This is a genomic window from Mycolicibacterium chitae (assembly GCF_900637205.1).
GTDB classification, from domain to species: Bacteria; Actinomycetota; Actinomycetes; order Mycobacteriales; family Mycobacteriaceae; genus Mycobacterium; species Mycobacterium chitae.
The window spans coordinates 4,702,996-4,719,582 of record NZ_LR134355.1 but is presented as its reverse complement, the minus strand read 5'-3'; the positions used below and the strand labels follow the sequence as shown (position 1 = coordinate 4,719,582).

The window sequence follows — 16,587 nt, the reverse complement described above, 5'->3', positions numbered from 1 at the left end:
GTTGACCGCGCAGTTGGCCGAAGGTGCGACCAGTCAGACGCCCGCCGAGCAGCCCTACCTGGCTCGTCGGCAGAACTGGGTGACCCAGTTGACGCGGCACGCCCAGATGCAGCCCGAGGCGACCGCGCTGCGGTTCCTCGGCAAGACCACCACCTGGGGCGAACTCGACGCGCGGGTGACGGCCCTGGGTGATGCGCTGCGGCGCCGCGGGGTCGGGTTCGGCGACCGGGTGATGATCCTGATGCTCAACCGCACCGAGTTCATCGAGGCCATGCTGGCCGCCAACCGGATCGGCGCCATCGCGGTCCCGGTGAACTTCCGCCTCACCCCGCCCGAACTCGGCTTCCTGGTCCAGGACTGCGAGGCCCGCGTCGTCATCACCGAACCGGTGCTCGCCGGCGTCGCGACCGCGGTGCGCGAGCTGGCCCCGCTGCTCGAGACGGTGATCGTGGCCGACTCGCCCACCGAGGACGGCCTGCTGGGCTACGAGGACCTGCTCGTCGAAGACGGTGACACCCAGCCCGCCGCCGACGTTCCCAACGACAACCCGGCGCTGATCATGTACACCTCGGGCACCACCGGCCGCCCCAAGGGCGCGGTGCTGACCCACACCAACCTGACCGGTCAGACCATGACCATGCTGTTCACCAACGGCGCGGACCTCAACAACGACGTCGGCTTCATCGGCGTGCCGCTGTTCCACATCGCCGGGGTGGGCAACCTGTTGGTCGGCCTGACCCTGGGCCGGCCCATCGTGATCAATCCGCTCGGCGCCTTCGACCCGGGCCAACTGCTCGACCTGCTCGAGGCCGAGAAGGTCACGGGTGTCTTCCTGGTGCCCGCGCAGTGGCAGGCCGTGTGCGCCGTGCAGCGCGCGCAACCGCGCGACCTCCGGCTGCGCGTCATCTCCTGGGGCGCCGCGCCGGCATCGGACACGCTGCTGCGCGAGATGGCCGAGGTGTTCCCGAACTCCAACATCCTGGCGGCGTTCGGCCAGACCGAGATGTCCCCGGTGACGGCGATGCTGCTGGGCGACGACGCGCTGCGCAAGCTGGGCTCGGTGGGCCGGGTCATCCCGACCGTGGCCGCCCGCGTGGTCGACGAGAACATGAACGACGTGCCGGTGGGCGAGGTCGGCGAAATCGTCTACCGCGCACCCACTTTGATGGCCGGTTACTGGAACAACCCGCAGGCCACCGCCGAGGCGTTCGCCGGCGGTTGGTTCCACTCCGGGGACCTGGTCCGGATGGACGACGAGGGTTACATCTGGGTCGTCGACCGCAAGAAGGACATGATCATCTCCGGCGGCGAGAACATCTACTGCGCCGAGGTGGAGAACGTCCTGGCCGCGCATCCCGCGATCGTGGAGGTGGCCGTGATCGGCCGCAAGCACGAGAAGTGGGGCGAGGTGCCGATCGCCGTCGCGGCGGTCTCCGAGGAGAAGCTCCGCCTCGAGGATCTCGCGGAGTTCCTCAACGAGCGGCTCGCGCGCTACAAGCACCCGAAGGGGCTGGAGATCGTCGAGGCGCTGCCGCGCAACCCGTCCGGCAAAGTTTTGAAAACCGAACTGCGGGAGCAATTTAGCGCCGGCAACGAGACCGGGGCATAGGGCTAACCGCCTTGAAATCCCCGGTTTCCTTGCGAATTCGGACGGATTGACGCCGAGGACAAATTGTCGAGGGTCTCAATTGAGGGTTAATACAGCCGATGGCATACCGGGGACAAGCGGTATCGGGTACATTCCTGTGGGCTGCCTTACTACTGGAGAGTAGGAAGCCAGCGATCACATTGACGGGATCGGGCCAAGGAGGGGGCGTGCGGAACCGCCAGCTGCTGCCCCGCCACGCCCGGGGCGTTCTGATCGGTGGCCGGCAGAAGGCGGTCGAGTGACTGCATCGACGAACCTCACCGGCTATGTGCGGGACCAACTGCGCACTCCTCTGGAACTGGTCGGCGGGTTCTTCCGGATGTGCGTGCTCACCGGCAAATCGGTGCTCCGCCCGTTCGAATGGCGCGAGTTCATCGAGCAGAGCTGGTTCCTCATGCGGGTGGCCTTCCTGCCCACCGTCGCGGTCTCCATCCCGCTGACGGTGCTCATCATCTTCACGCTGAACATCCTGTTGGCCGAGTTCGGTGCCGCCGATGTCTCCGGAGCCGGTGCGGCCCTGGGCGCGGTGACCCAGCTCGGGCCGCTGGTGACGGTGCTGGTGGTCGCCGGCGCCGGATCCACGGCCATCTGCGCGGATCTCGGCGCCCGCACGATTCGCGAGGAGATCGACGCGCTCGAGGTGCTGGGCATCGACCCCATCCACCGCCTGGTGCTGCCCCGGGTGGTCGCCTCGACCTTCGTGGCATTCCTGCTCAACGGCGCGGTGATCACCATCGGCCTGGTCGGCGGCTACATCTTCGGCGTCTACATCCAAAACGTCTCGGCGGGTGCCTATGTCGCGACGCTGACGCTCATCACGGGCCTGCCCGAGGTCATCATCTCGGTCATCAAGGCGCTGACGTTCGGACTCATCGCCGGGCTCGTCGGCTGCTACCGCGGCCTGACCGTGTCCGGCGGCGCCAAGGGCGTGGGCACCGCGGTCAACGAGACGCTGGTGCTGTGCGTCGTCGCGCTGTTCGCCGTCAACGTCGTGCTGACCACCATCGGTGTCCGCTTCGGGACCGGGAACTGAGGGGTAAGCCGTGTCGACCACTCAGATCCTGCGCAGCCGGTTCCCCCGGGCCTACGGGGACGTCACCAATCTGGTCAGCGCGCCGGCCCGGTTCCTCGACAGCCTCGGCCACGTCGCCTGGTTCTGCCTGCAGGCCATCGGCTCCATCGTGCACGCGCTGCGCCACTACCGTCGCGAGGTGCTGCGGCTGATCGCCGAGATCGGCATGGGCACCGGCGCAATGGCCGTCATCGGCGGCACCGTGGCCATCATCGGCTTCGTCACGCTGAGCGCGGGGTCGCTGATCGCCATCCAGGGTTTCGCCTCGCTGGGCAACATCGGCGTGGAGGCGTTCACGGGCTTCTTCGCCGCCCTGGCCAACGTCCGCGTCGTCGCGCCCATCGTCACCGGGCAGGCGCTGGCCGCCACGGTCGGTGCCGGCGCCACCGCCGAATTGGGCGCCATGCGGATCAGCGAGGAGATCGACGCGCTGGAAGTGATGGGCATCAAGTCCATCTCGTACCTGGTGTCCACCCGCATCCTGGCCGGCACCGTCGTCATCATCCCGCTCTACGCCATGGCCATCCTGCTGTCGTTCTTCTCGGCGCAGGTCGTCACCACGGTGTTCTACGCGCAGTCGGTGGGCACCTACTCGCACTACTTCAACACGTTCCTGCGCGTCGACGACGTGTTCTGGTCGTTCCTGCAGGTGATCATCATGTCGGTGATCGTGATGCTCAACCATTGCTACTTCGGCTATTTCGCCAGCGGCGGCGCCGTCGGCGTCGGGGAGGCCGTCGGCAAGTCGATGCGCACTTCGCTGGTGGCCATCGTGGTGGTCGTCCTGTTCGCTTCGTTGGCGCTGTATGGCACCGACCCGAACTTCAACCTGACGGTGTGACGCCATGACGACACGGATGGATCAGGTCCGCACAGGCGAGAACAAGCCGCGCACACCGCCGTACAAGCTGGCGGGGTTGGTCTTCGCGTTGGTCACCGCGCTGGTGGGCACGGTACTCTACATCCAGTTCCGCGGCGGTTTCGACGACAAGACCGAGCTGACGCTGGTCGCCGAGCGCGCGGGCCTGGTGATGGACCCCGGTTCGAAGGTGACGTTCAACGGCGTACAGATCGGCCGGGTGGCCGCGGTGAACGCGCTGGAGCAGGACGGCACCACCAAGGCGCAACTCACGTTGGACGTCGACCCCCGCTACATCGATCTGATCCCGGCCAACGTGCAGGCCAACATCCAGGCCACCACGGTGTTCGGCAACAAGTACGTGTCCTTCACCTCGCCCGAGGACCCGGTGGCCCAACGGATCAGCGCCGACGACGTCATCGACGTCTCTGGGGTGACCACGGAGTTCAACACGCTGTTCGAGACCATCACCTCGATCTCCGAGCAGATCGACCCGATCAAGCTGAACCTGACGCTGAGCGCGGCGGCCGAATCGCTGACCGGTCTGGGTGACAAGTTCGGCGAGTCGCTGGTCAACGGCAACGCGATTCTCGACGAGGTCAACCCGCGGATGCCCCAACTGCGTTACGACGTCCAGCAATTGGCGAAGCTCACCGAGGTCTACACCGACGCCTCGCCGGACCTGTGGACCGCCCTGGACGGGGCCGTGACCACGTCGCGCACCTTCAACGAGCGCCGCGGCGACCTGGACGCCGCGCTGCTGGCGGCCGCCGGGTTCGGCAACACGGCCGCCGACGTGTTCGAGCGCGGCGGGCCGTACCTGGTCCGCGGCGCCGAGGACCTGGTGCCCACGGCCCAGACGCTGGACACCTACAGCCCGTCGCTGTTCTGCACCGTGCGCAACTACGCCGGGGTGGCGCCCAAGGTCGCGGCATCCCTTGGCGGCAACGGGTATTCGCTGAACACCAACACCACGTTCCTGGGCGCGGAGAACCCGTACGTGTATCCGGACAACCTGCCCCGCGTCAACGCCCGCGGCGGCCCCGGCGGCGCGCCCGGCTGCTGGCAGAGCATCGACCGCGACCTGTGGCCCGCACCGTATCTGGTGATGGACACCGGCGCCTCGATCGCGCCGTACAACCACCTGGAACTCGGCCAACCGATCCTCACCGAATACGTCTGGGGCCGGCAAGGCGGGGAGAACACGATCAACCCATGAAAATCACCGGAACCGCAATCAAGCTCGGCGCCTTCTCGGCGGTGCTGCTGCTCTTCACGGGAATCATCATCGTGGTGTTCGGCCAGATCCGCTTCGACCGAACCAGCAGTTACACAGCGGAATTCGACAGCGCCAGCGGACTGCGCGCCGGTCAGTTCGTCCGGGCCTCGGGCGTGGAGGTCGGCAAGGTCGACAAGGTGCAACTCATCGACGGCGGCCAGAAGGTTCGCGTCAAGTTCAACGTTGATCGGAACTTGCCGCTGTACCAGTCGACCACCGCGCAGATCCGCTACCAGGACCTGATCGGCAACCGGTACATGGACCTGCAGCGCGGCCAGGGCGAGGGCTCGGACCGGATCCTCGAGCCCGGCGGGCTGATCCCCACCTCGCGCACCACCCCGGCGCTGGACCTCGACGCGCTGATCGGCGGGTTCAAGCCGCTGTTCCGCGCGCTGGACCCGGACAAGGTCAACAACATCGCGCAGTCCATCATCACGGTGTTCCAGGGCCAGGGCGGCACCATCAGCGACATCCTGGACCAGACCGCCCAGCTGACCTCGGCGCTGGCCGACCGCGACCAGGCCATCGGCGAGGTGATCAGCAACCTGAACACGGTGCTGGACACCACCGTCAAGCACCAGAAGGAGTTCGACGAGACGGTCAACAACTTCGAAGTGCTCATCACCGGGCTGAAGAACCGCGCGGACCCGATCGCCGACTCGACGGCCAACATCAGCAGCGCCGCGGGCACGCTGGGCGATCTGCTGGCCGACAACCGGCCGGTGCTCAAGGACACCATCGCCCACCTCGAGAACGTCGCGCAGCCGTTGGTCGACAAGCAGGCCGAGGTCGACGACGTGCTGACCAAGCTGCCGCAGGCGCTGAAGATCATCGGCCGTGCCGGCGGCGTCTACGGCGACTTCTTCAACTACTACCTGTGCGACCTGACACTCAAGCTCAACGGCGCGCAGCCGGGCGGGCCGGTGCGCACGGTCAAGGTGTTCACCCAGCCGACGGGTAGGTGCACACCACAATGAGGACTCTCGAAGGCGACAACCGGATCCGCAACGGCCTGGTCGGCATCATGATCACCATCCTGGTGATCGGTGTGGGCCAGAGCTTCTCCAGCGTCCCGATGCTGTTCGCGCAGCCCAACTACTACGGGCAGTTCAGCGACTCGGGCGGCATCCTCGTCGGCGACAAGGTCCGCATCGCCGGCATGGACGTCGGCACGGTGAACTCGCTGAAGATCGACGGCGACCACGTGGTGATGGGTTTCTCGTTGGGCCCCAACCAGATCGGCACCGACAGCCGGATCGCCATCCGGACCGACACCATCCTGGGCAAGAAGGTCCTCGAGGTCGAGCCGCGCGGCAGCGAGATCCTGCGCGCCAACGGCGAGCTGCCGCTGGGCCAGAGCACCACGCCGTACCAGATCTACGACGCGTTCTTCGACGTCACCAAGGCCGCCGCGGGCTGGGACATCCAGACCGTCAAGCAGTCGCTGAACGTGTTGTCCGAGACCGTAGATCAGACCTATCCGCACCTGAGCGCCGCGCTGGACGGGGTGGCCTGGTTCTCCGACACCATCGGCAAGCGCGACGAGCAGTTCACCAAGCTGCTGGCCAACGCCAACAAGGTGGCCAAGGTGCTCGGGGACCGCAGCGGTCAGGTCAACGACCTGCTGGTCAACAGCAAGACGCTGTTGGCCGCGGTCAACCAGCGCGGCCAGGCCATCGACAACCTGCTGGCCAACGTGCAGTTGGTCTCCGCGCAGTTCCAGGGCCTGATCAACGACAACCCGAACCTCAACCACCTGCTCGAGCAACTGCGCATCGTCACCGACCTGCTGGTCAAGCACAAGTTCGACCTACAGGACGTGCTGATCACGCTGAGCAAGTTCACCCCCTCGCTGGCCGAGGCGCTGGGTTCGGGCCCGTACTTCAAGGTGATGGTCGTCAATCTGCTCACCGGTCAGGTGCTGCAACCGTTCATCGACGCGGCATTCAAGAATCGCGGTATCGACCCCGAGAAGTTCTGGCGCGACGCGGGTCTGCCGGCCTTCCAGTTCCCGGACCCCAACGGCGAGCGGCACGCCAACGGTGCCCCGCCGGCCGCGCCGCGCGTCCTCGAGGGCACCCCGGATCATCCCGGCCCGGCCGTGCCGCCCGGTTCGCCGTGCTCCTACACCCCGCCCGCCGACGGCATCCCGTCGCCCGGCAACCCGCTGCCGTGCGCCGATCTGACGGTCGGCCCGTTCGGCGACAACCCGTACGGCCCGAACTATCCGGGCCCCACCGGGGTGCAGACCTCGGCGCCGAACCCGGATGCGGGGCCGCCGGCGCCGGGACTGCCGATCGCGGCGATCCCGGGTCAGCCGTCGCCCGCGCTGCCGGGCACCCCGGTGCCGCTGCCGGACGCCCCCCTGAACTCCCGGACCCTGCCGCTGGGGCCGGCGCCGGGCCCCGGTCCCGCGCCGGTGGCGGTGCCGCCGGTGCCGCGCGAGCAGGGCACCCCGCCGCCGGGTCCCGAGCAGCAACTGTCGCCGAACACCGTAGCGCCGCTGCCGGGCAACCCGCCGTTCCTCGTCCCCGACACAGGAGGTACCTGAGGCGGTGTCGACGATCTATGACTTCCGAAAGATCAAGCTGCCGAACGTCTCCCGGACGGCGGTGGTGATCGGCGCGCTGCTGATCGTGCTCGGCCTCGTTGGTGGGCTGGTCGGCTGGCAGCTGTACAAACGGTTGACCACCAACACCGTGGTGGCCTACTTCCCGCAGGCGCTGGCGCTGTACCCCGGCGACAAGGTACAGATCATGGGTGTGCGGGTCGGGGCGATCGACAAGATCGAACCCGAGGGCGACACCATGCGGGTCACCATGCACTACCAGAACAAGTACAAGGTGTCCGAGGACGCGACGGCCTCGATCCTGAATCCCAGCCTGGTGGCCTCCCGCACCATCCAGCTCTCGCCGGCCTACACCGGCGGCCCGGTGATGAAGAACAACGCCGTCATCCCGATCGAGCGCACCCAGGTGCCCGTCGAATGGGACGACCTACGCAACCAGATCACCGACATCGTCAGCCAATTGGGGCCCACCCCCGAGCAGCCCAAGGGCCCGTTCGGTGACGTGCTGGAGTCCTTCGCCGACGGCTTCGCCGGCAAGGGGGAGCAGCTCAACACCACCCTGACGTCGCTGTCGGAGGCCATCACCGCGCTCAACGACGGCCGCGGCGACTTCTTCGCCGTCGCCAAGAGTCTGGCGCTGTTCGTCAACGCGCTGCACCAGAGCGATCAGCAGTTCGTCGCGCTGAACTCGAACCTCGCCGAGTTCACCGACAGCTTCAACCGCACCGACTCCGAACTTGCCGACACCTTGGGGCAGGTCGACCAATTGCTCAGCACCGCGCGCGACTTCGTCGACCAGAACGGGGAGGTGTTGGCGCACAACGTCAACAACCTCAGCGAGGCCACCACCGCGCTGCTGCAGCCCGAACCGCGCGACGGCCTGGAGACCGCGCTGCACGTGTTCCCGAACCTGGCCGCCAACCTGGTCACCACCTACGAGCCCACCAGCGGCGCGCTGAGCGCCATCCCGGTGGTGGCCAGCTTCGCCAACCCGATGCAGTTCATCTGCAGCTCGATCCAGGCCGGCAGCCGGCTGGGCTACCAGGAGTCCGCGGAATTGTGCGCGCAGTACCTGGCCCCGGTGCTCGACGCGATCAAGTTCAACTACCCGCCGTTCGGCCTCAACCAGGTGTCCACCGCGGCCACCCAGCCCAAGACCGTCGCCTACTCCGAGGAGCGGCTGCGCCCGCCGCCGGGCTACAAGGACACCACCGTGCCGGGCATCTTCTCCCGGGACACGCTGTTCTCGCACGGCAACCACGAACCCGGCTGGGTGGTGGCGCCCGGTATGCAGGGGCTGCAGGTCCAGCAGTTCACCAAGAACATGCTGACCCCGGATTCGTTGGCGGCGTTGATGGGTGGCCCCGATCCGGTGCCCGCCCCGGGCGGGCCGCGCGGTGGCGCGCCGCCGAACGCCTACGACCAGAACAACCCGCTGCCGCCGCCGTGGTATCCGCAGCCCGGCCCGCCGCCGGGTCCGGACCCGGGCGTGGTCCCCGGCCCGCTGCCGGTGTCCCAGCAGCTGCCGGGCACCAACCCGGCCCAGCAGGGGCCCGGGCCGGCGGCCCCGGCTCCCGCGGGCCCGCCGCTGCCGGCTGAGGCGGGTGGTCGGTGATGCGCACACTGCAGATGACCCGTCGCGTCGCCTGGCGCGGTCTGGTGTTGCTGGTGGCCGTGGTGACGCTGTCGTCGTGCGGCTGGCGCGGCATCGCCAACGTCCCGCTGCCCGGTGGTCCGGGCACCGGCGCGGACAACATGCGGATCTACGTCCAGATGCCGGATACCTTGGCGCTCAACGTCAACAGCAAGGTCCGGGTGGCCGACGTGAACGTCGGCTCGGTGCGCGACATCGAGTTGAAGAACTGGATCGCCACGCTGACCGTCGACATGGAATCCGACGTCACGTTGCCGGCCAACGCGACGGCGCGGATCGGGCAGACCAGCCTGCTGGGCAGCCAGCACGTCGAGTTGGCGCCGCCGGAGGATCCCTCGCCGGAGCGGTTGCGCGACGGGGACACCATCGAGTTGAAGAACTCGACGGCCTATCCGACCACCGAGCGGACGCTGGCCAGCATCGCCACCGTGTTGCGCGGCGGCGGCATCCCCAACCTCGAGGTGATCCAGAACGAGGTCAACAACATCCTCGACGGCAACGCCGGACAGATCCGGGCGTTCCTGGGCAAGCTGGCGACCTTCACCCGCGAACTCAACGCGCAGCGCGAGGATCTGACCCGCGCCATCGACGGCACCAACGAACTGCTGACCATCGTCGCCGAGCGCAACGACACGCTGGACCGGGTGCTCACCGAGATCCCGCCGCTGATCCAGTATTTCGCCGATCAGCGCGACGTGTTCGCCGACGCGGTCACCTCGCTGGGCCGGTTCTCGGCGATCACCGACGAGACGCTGTCGGCCGCGCGGGGCAACCTGGAGACCAACCTGCAACTGCTGCAGCGTCCGCTGGGACAGCTGGAGAAGGCCTCCCCGTACCTGGTGGAGTCGCTGAAGCTGCTGCTGACCGCGCCGTTCAACATCGACAACGTGCCGAAGGTCGTGCGCGGTGACTACATCAACACCTCGGTGACCTTCGACCTGACGCTGAGCACGCTGGACAACGCGTTCCTGACCGGGACCGGGGTCTCGGGCATGCTGCGGGCGCTCGAGCAGTCGTGGGGCCGCGACCCGGCGACGATGATCCCCGACGTCCGGTTCACCCCGAATCCGAACTCGGTGGCCGGTGGCCCGCTCGTCGAGAGAGGGGAGTGAGTTGCCGTGCTGACCCGAGTCGTTCGAATTCAGTTGCTGCTGTTCACCGTTCTGACGCTGGTGGCCTTGGTGGCACTCGGCTGGTACTACCTCAAGCTGCCGAGCGTGGCCGGCATCGGGCAGTACCAGCTCAAGGCGGATCTGCCCGCCTCCGGCGGTCTGTACCGCACCGCCAACGTCACCTACCGCGGCATCACCATCGGCAAGGTCACCGGGATCGAGCCCACCGAGCGGGGCGCGCTGGCGACCCTGAGCATCTCGGAGAACTACCGGATCCCGGTCAACGCCACCGCCAACGTGCACTCGGTGTCGGCCATCGGTGAGCAGTATCTGGACCTGGTGTCCGAGGGCGGCGGCGATCAGTACTTCGCGCCGGGGCAGACGATCACCAACGGCACGGTGCCCCAGGAGATCGGCCCGGCACTCGACGCCGCCAACCGCGGTCTGGCCGTGCTGCCGAAGGAGAAGATCTCCGCACTGCTCGACGAGACGGCGATCGCGGTCGGCGGCCTGGGCCCGGCCCTGCAGCGGCTGGTCGACGGCACCCAGGCGGTGGTCGGTGACTTCCGCGAGCACATCGGCGACATCAACGTCATCGTCGACAACTCCGCACCCATCCTGGACAGCCAGGTCAACTCCGGCGACGAGATCGCCCGCTGGGCCCGCAACCTGAACAGCATCACCTCGCAGATGGCGTCGCAGGATCAGGTGCTGCGCACCACGCTGACCAACGCCGCACCCACCGCCGACGCGGTCACGGCGGTGTTCAGCGACGTGCGCGAGTCGTTGCCGCAGACGCTGGCCAACCTCGAGATCGTCCTGGACATGCTCAAGCGCTACAACAAGGGCCTCGAGCAGACGCTGGTGGTGTTGCCGCAGGGCGCGTCGGTGGCCCAGGCGGTGGCTGCCCCGTTCGAGAACGCCGCGGCGCTGAACTTCAGCCTGACCATCAACCAGCCGCCGCCGTGCCTGACCGGCTTCCTGCCGGCCACCGAGTGGCGGGCCCCGGCCGACACCACCACCGCGCCGCTGCCCAGCGGGACCTACTGCAAGATCCCCAAGGATGCGCCGAACGTGGTGCGCGGCGCGCGTAACTATCCCTGTGCCGACGTGCCGGGCAAGCGCGCGGCCACCCCGCGCGAGTGCCGCTCCGACGAGCCGTACGTGCCGCTGGGGACCAACCCCTGGTACGGGGATCCCAACCAGATGCTGAACTGCCCCGCCCCGGGTGCGCGTTGCGATCAGCCGGTGGATCCGGGTCGGGTGATCCCCGCGCCGTCGATCAACAACGGGCTCAACCCGTTGCCGGCCGACAAGCTGCCGCCGCCGCCCATCGTCAGCGATCCGCTGTCCCCGCCGGGCAGCGGCACGGTGCAGTGCAGTGGCCAGCAACCCAACCCGTGTATCTACACTCCGACATCAAGCACCTCCGCGGTGTACAACCCGCAAAGTGGTGAAGTCGTCGGGCCCGACGGAGTGAAATACACCGTCGACAGTTCGACCAACACAGGAGACGACGGATGGAAGGAGATGCTGGCTCCGGCCGGCTGACCCCACCCGAGGACGAGGGTGCCTCAATCACCGATGACGAGGTCGGGTCCGAAGGTTCCGAGGACGACGACGCTCTGCCCGAGGCTTCCGATCCGATCGCATCCACCGATGCTGACGCGGCGCCCGGGCAGCGTTCCCGGTTGTACAGCCGCGGCTGGGTGATCGGGGTGGCCGCCACGCTGCTGGTGCTGGCCCTGGTGCTCGCCGGGGTGGGTGTCCTGGCGCGGCTGGCCGACGACGACATGCAGACCCGCAACGCCAACGAGGCCGCGGCCGTGCAGGCCGCCAAGGACTGTGTGATCGCCACCCAGGCCCCGGACCTGGCGACCATGGAGGCCAGCCAGCGCAAGATCATCGAGTGCGGCACAGGCGATTTCGGTGCCCAGGCGGTGCTCTACAGCGGGGTCCTGGTGGACGCCTACCAGGCGGCGCAGGCCCAGGTGCAGGTGTCCAACATCCGCGCGGCCGCCGAACGCCACAACGACGACGGCACGGTCGACGTCCTCGTCGCGCTGCGGGTCAAGGTCAGCAACAGCACGGTGCAGGACCAGGAGACCGGGTACCGGCTGCGGGTGCAGATGGCCCCCGAGGGCGGCACCTACAAGATCGCCCAGCTCGACCAGGTGACCAGGTGACGGAGCTGTTGGCCGACGACGAGCTCGACACCGCCACGGCGACAACCGATTCGGTGCGGCTCGCGTCGTGGCCGGCGCGGGCCGGCGCCTTCGCGCTGGACGTGCTGGTGGGCCTGGCGGTGTTCGCGACGCTGGTGCTGGTGGCGTGGTCGACCCCGCAGCGCGAATGGTTGTGGTGGGCGACGGTGCTCGCCGCGGCCGCGGTGCTGCTGGCGGTGGCCGTCAACCGGCTGCTGCTTCCCGCGCTGACCGGTTGGAGCATGGGCCGGGCCCTGTTCGGCATCGCGGTGGTGGGTCGCGACGGCGCGAGGGTGGGGCCGTGGCGGCTGCTGGCCCGCGACGCCGCGCACCTCATCGACACCGCGGCGCTGCTGCTGGGGTGGCTGTGGCCGCTGTGGGACCGGCGCAACCGCACCGTCGCCGACATCATCGCGCGCACCGAGGTCCGGGTGGTCGAACCCAAGCCGCACGGCGCCAAACGCACTGCGGTGAAGGTGGTTTCACTGGGTGCGGTGGTGGCCGTCGGCGCGGCGGCGCTCAGCTCCGGCACCGTCTATCGGCACGACCTGCGCCTGGCGCAGACCCACGAGCAGCTGGCGGTGCAGGGCCCGAAGCTGGTCACCGACATGCTCAGCTATCAGGCCGCCACGCTGCGGGAGGACTTCGAGCGCGCGCGTGCGGTGGTCACCGACAGTTACCGGCCGCAACTCGAGGAGCAGCAGCGCAACATCGAGGGTGCCGGGGCGGTGGACAACGACTACTGGGCGCCGAACGCCGCGGTCCTCAGCGCCACCGCGGACCGCGGCACCATGCTCGTGCTGCTGCAGGGTCAGCGCGGCACGCCGCCGGACTACCGGACCATCACCGCGACGGTGAAGGCCGAGTTCGTGCGCACCGGCGCAGACCAGTGGAAGGTCGACAACCTCACGGTGCTGGCCAGTCCGAACCAGCCGGGCGGTGGAGGATGAGTCCGCGCCGAAACACCGAGGGCACCAAGGCTTTCGCCGAGCTGGCGGCCCCGCCGCCGCGGACCCGCATCCTGTCGTTGGCCCTGACGGCGGCGATCGCGCTGATCGTCGCCGCGGTCGCGGTCAGCGCGCTGGTGCTGTTCACCCATCAACAGCAGCACCGTGAGTCCATGCGCACGGTCGAGGCGCTGAGCCATGTGCGCTCGTTCATGACGCAGTTCACCTCGCCGGATCCGTTCAACGCCAACGATTATGCCGACGGCGTGCTCGCGCAGTCGACCGGCAAGCTGGCCGAGGACTATCAGGCCCGCATCAACGAGATCGCCGTCGCGGTGGCACGCTCGGAGCCGACGGTCGGCGAGGTGCTCGATGCCGGCGTGGAACGGTGGAACGCCGACGGCAGCGCGACCGTCGTCGTCGTCACCCAGACCGTCACCACCATGCCTGACGGTGCCCGGGTGGAGAATGGCAACCGCTGGGTGGTCACGACGATTCAGGAAGGGGACCAATGGAAGATCAGCGACCTGGCTCAGGTGATCTGAGCGACGAGTCCCCCCGCGTCCCGCAGGGGAAGCGGCAACGGGCAGCCGCGGCACCGGCCGAGGAGACCGTCCCCGAAACCGAAACCGAAACCGAAACCGCACCCGACCCCGACGAACCGGTGGTGCTCGTCGAGCGCAGGCCCCCGGGCCGTCGCGCGGGCATCGTGATCGGGATCGCCGCGGCACTGTTCGTCGCGGCGGGCGGCTTCGCCGGCGCCATGGCCCAGCCCTACATCGCCGAGCGTGCCACGGTGCACACCAAGCTCCAGATCGCCCGGACCGCCGCGGACGCCATCACCACGCTGTGGACCTACACCCCGGACAACATGGACCAGCTGGCCAACCGGTCGGCGCGCTACCTCGCCGGGGACTTCCAGGCCGAGTACCGCAAGTACATCGACGCGATCGTGCCGACCAACAAGCAGGCGCAGGTCACCAACTCCACCGAGGTGGTGGGCGCCGCGGTCGAGAGCCTCGACGGCTCGGAGGCCACCGCGATCGTCTACACCAACTCCACCTCGACCAGCCCGCTGAGCAAGAACATCCCGTCGATGAAGTACATCTCGTATCGGCTGACGCTGCAGCGCGACTCGGGTCAGTGGCTGGTCAACGGGATGACCTCGATCACCAACCTGGATCTGACCCCCCAGATCTGAGGACTTACGCGGTGGCGTAGCGGTCGAACTTGCCCGCCAGATACTCGTTGCGACAGGCGCTTCGGGCCAGCTTCCCGCTCGTGGTGCGCGGGATGGTGCCCGCGGCGACAAAGCGGAAGTCCGCGATGCGGACCTGATGCAGCCGCGAGACGGCCGCGCGCACGGCGTCGACCACCGTGGCGGGTTCGACGCGTCCGGCCCCGGCGGCGCGCTCGGCGACGATGACCAGCTGCTCGCCGCGCTCACCGGGGACCGAGAAGGCCGCCACGTAGCCGGCGCGCACCGCGGGCGAGGCGAGGCTGACCGTCGTCTCGATATCGGTGGGGTAGTGGTTGGTGCCGTCGAGGATGACCAGATCCTTGATGCGTCCGGTCAGGTACAGCTCGCCGTCGACGTAGGTGCCCAGATCGCCGGTGGCCAACCAGTAGCCGTTCTCGGCGACCCCGGTGGCGTGGCTGTCGGTCTCGAGGCGGGTCTGCAGCTTGTTGCCGAAGACCCGCTCGGTCTCGTCGGTGCGGCCGAAGTAGCCGTGGCCGACGTTGTTGCCGTGCAGCCAGATCTCGCCGACGGTGCCCTCGGGGACCTCGTTGCCGTCGCCGTCGGTGATCACCACCCACTGGTTGGGGATGGCGTTGCCGCACGACACGTGCTCGACCGCGCCCGGGGCGGCGGCGTCGACGGTGACCGCCCGGCCCGCGCTGAGCTGTTCGCGGTCGAAGTGGCGGGCGCGCGCGGCGGCCGACGGGGCGATGCTGGCCACCGACAGGGTGGCCTCGGCCATCCCGTAGGACGGCTTGATGGCGGTGGCGGGCAGCCCGTAGGGCGCGAACGCCGTCGTGAACTTCTCGATGGAGGTCAGGGTGACCGGCTCGGACCCGTTGAGCAGCGTGACCACGTTGGTCAGGTTCAGCGTCTCGCCCTGCGGCGGCAGTCCGCGTTCGGCGGCGAGTTCGTAGGCGAAGTTCGGCGCGGCCGCGAAGGTGCGTCCGTGGGCGGCTTCGATGCCGAGTTGCTTGATCCAGCGGTAGGGCCGGCGGACGAAGGCCATCGGGTCCATCAGCGTGATGTGCCCGCCGCACAGCGCCGGGAACATGATCATGATGAGGCCCATGTCGTGGTACAGCGGCAGCCAGCTGACGCTGCGGATGCTCATGTCCAGCTCGCCGGCCAGGATCATCTGGATGACGTTGGTGCACACGTTGCGGTGGGTGATCTGCACGCCGGCCGGGGTGCGCGTCGACCCGGAGGTGTACTGCAGGTAGGCGACGTCGTCGGTGCCCAGCGTCGGCGTCGAGAACATCTCGGCAACGCTGTCGGGCAGCGCGTCGACCGCGATCACGCGGGGGCGTTCGGCGGCGGCGATGGACTTGAGCACCTTGCGCACCGATTCGGCCGCGCCGCTGGTGGTGAGCACCACGGTGGGTTTGGCGTCGGCCAGGACCGCCGAGAGCCGTTCGTTCTGGCCGGCGAGGCTCGGCGCGAACAGCGGCACCGCGACGGTGCCGGCGTGGATGGCGGCGAAGAAGGCGGCGACGTAGTCGACACCCTGCGGGGCCAGGATCGCCACCCGGTCACCCGGGGCGGTGAGCTGTTGGAGGCGGGCGCCGACGGCGCAGACCCGGGACCACAGTCCGTTCCAGCTGAGTTCGACGACGCGGCCGTCGGCGTCGCTGGAGTAGTCGAGGAATCGGTAGGACGGCTGATCACCGTAGATCGCGCGGTTGCGATCCAGGAAGGAGGTCAGCGTGATGCCGTCCGGAATCGCGATGGTGCCGTCGGCGCGGACGTAGTCCTCGACTCGGACATCGGCATGTGCAGCACTGTCAGCAAGGGGATCCCGACCCATTCGGACGACCTTAGTAGCGGTGCTAATTAATGAAAGAATCGTGCCCGGGTGATTGTGGTCACTGCTGACCCCAGGTGTGAGGTTTGACCGGATTCGACCAATCTGAGCTGCTGAGAATAAATGTCTGGGAGCGTCAATATTTGTGGGCACACCCGTGTACATTTTTTGGTACGAGCTGCTGAGGACGGATCGTCCC

The 16,587-nt window shown here is 68.2% G+C and carries 14 protein-coding genes; 13 read left to right on the top strand and 1 reads right to left on the bottom strand.

Features of this window, described 5'->3' with window-relative positions:
- Position 1: 1 nt before the first annotated feature.
- The 13 genes from fadD5 (at position 2) to EL338_RS22495 (ending at position 14,545) form a co-directional block, all read left to right on the top strand.
- Entirely contained in the window at positions 2-1,609 is a 1,608-nt protein-coding gene (gene fadD5, locus EL338_RS22555) for a fatty-acid--CoA ligase FadD5 (RefSeq protein WP_126335771.1), read from the top strand.
- 277 nt (positions 1,610-1,886) lie between these two features.
- Complete coding sequence (locus EL338_RS22550) at positions 1,887-2,681, top strand: MlaE family ABC transporter permease (RefSeq protein WP_126335770.1); 795 nt, start codon at positions 1,887-1,889, stop codon at positions 2,679-2,681.
- A 10-nt stretch (positions 2,682-2,691) separates the two neighbouring features.
- Positions 2,692-3,561 carry an MlaE family ABC transporter permease gene (locus EL338_RS22545; RefSeq protein WP_126335769.1) on the top strand — a complete coding sequence of 290 codons (870 nt, stop codon included), beginning with the start codon at positions 2,692-2,694 and terminating at the stop codon, positions 3,559-3,561.
- Positions 3,562-3,565: 4 nt separating this feature from the next.
- A complete protein-coding gene (locus EL338_RS22540) occupies positions 3,566-4,798 on the top strand; it encodes an MCE family protein (RefSeq protein WP_372940013.1) in 1,233 nt (410 codons plus the stop codon).
- Entirely contained in the window at positions 4,795-5,835 is a 1,041-nt protein-coding gene (locus tag EL338_RS22535) for a virulence factor Mce family protein (RefSeq protein WP_126335768.1), read from the top strand. The genes EL338_RS22540 and EL338_RS22535 overlap by 4 nt, the downstream gene beginning before the upstream one ends.
- Positions 5,832-7,409: an MCE family protein gene (locus tag EL338_RS22530; RefSeq protein ID WP_126335767.1), complete on the top strand. Its 1,578-nt coding sequence runs from the start codon at positions 5,832-5,834 to the stop codon at positions 7,407-7,409. Before EL338_RS22535 ends, EL338_RS22530 begins: the two co-directional genes overlap by 4 nt.
- A gap of 4 nt (positions 7,410-7,413) precedes the next feature.
- A complete protein-coding gene (locus EL338_RS22525; RefSeq protein WP_126335766.1) occupies positions 7,414-9,042 on the top strand; it encodes a virulence factor Mce family protein in 1,629 nt (542 codons plus the stop codon).
- 14 nt (positions 9,043-9,056) lie between these two features.
- Positions 9,057-10,193, top strand: a complete 1,137-nt coding sequence (locus EL338_RS22520) for a virulence factor Mce family protein (protein WP_372940035.1) — start codon at positions 9,057-9,059, stop codon at positions 10,191-10,193.
- Between the two features lie 6 nt (positions 10,194-10,199).
- Positions 10,200-11,744, top strand: a complete 1,545-nt coding sequence (locus tag EL338_RS22515) for a virulence factor Mce family protein (RefSeq protein WP_126335764.1) — start codon at positions 10,200-10,202, stop codon at positions 11,742-11,744.
- Positions 11,714-12,379 carry an Rv1363c family protein gene (locus tag EL338_RS22510; RefSeq protein WP_126335763.1) on the top strand — a complete coding sequence of 222 codons (666 nt, stop codon included), beginning with the start codon at positions 11,714-11,716 and terminating at the stop codon, positions 12,377-12,379. The genes EL338_RS22515 and EL338_RS22510 overlap by 31 nt, the downstream gene beginning before the upstream one ends.
- 5 nt (positions 12,380-12,384) lie before the next feature.
- The gene (locus EL338_RS22505; protein WP_126337041.1) at positions 12,385-13,347 is read left to right on the top strand and encodes an RDD family protein; all 963 of its coding nucleotides are present in this window, start codon (positions 12,385-12,387) and stop codon (positions 13,345-13,347) included.
- Positions 13,344-13,889 (top strand): Rv1363c family protein, encoded by a 546-nt coding sequence (locus EL338_RS22500; protein ID WP_126335762.1) that lies wholly within the window; start codon positions 13,344-13,346, stop codon positions 13,887-13,889. The genes EL338_RS22505 and EL338_RS22500 overlap by 4 nt, the downstream gene beginning before the upstream one ends.
- The gene (locus EL338_RS22495; RefSeq protein WP_126335761.1) at positions 13,856-14,545 is read left to right on the top strand and encodes a mammalian cell entry protein; all 690 of its coding nucleotides are present in this window, start codon (positions 13,856-13,858) and stop codon (positions 14,543-14,545) included. Before EL338_RS22500 ends, EL338_RS22495 begins: the two co-directional genes overlap by 34 nt.
- Positions 14,546-14,549: 4 nt before the next feature.
- Here the strand turns inward: EL338_RS22495 and EL338_RS22490 are convergent, their stop codons facing one another.
- Entirely contained in the window at positions 14,550-16,391 is a 1,842-nt protein-coding gene (locus EL338_RS22490; RefSeq protein WP_126335760.1) for a fatty acyl-AMP ligase, read from the bottom strand.
- Positions 16,392-16,587: the final 196 nt, after the last annotated feature.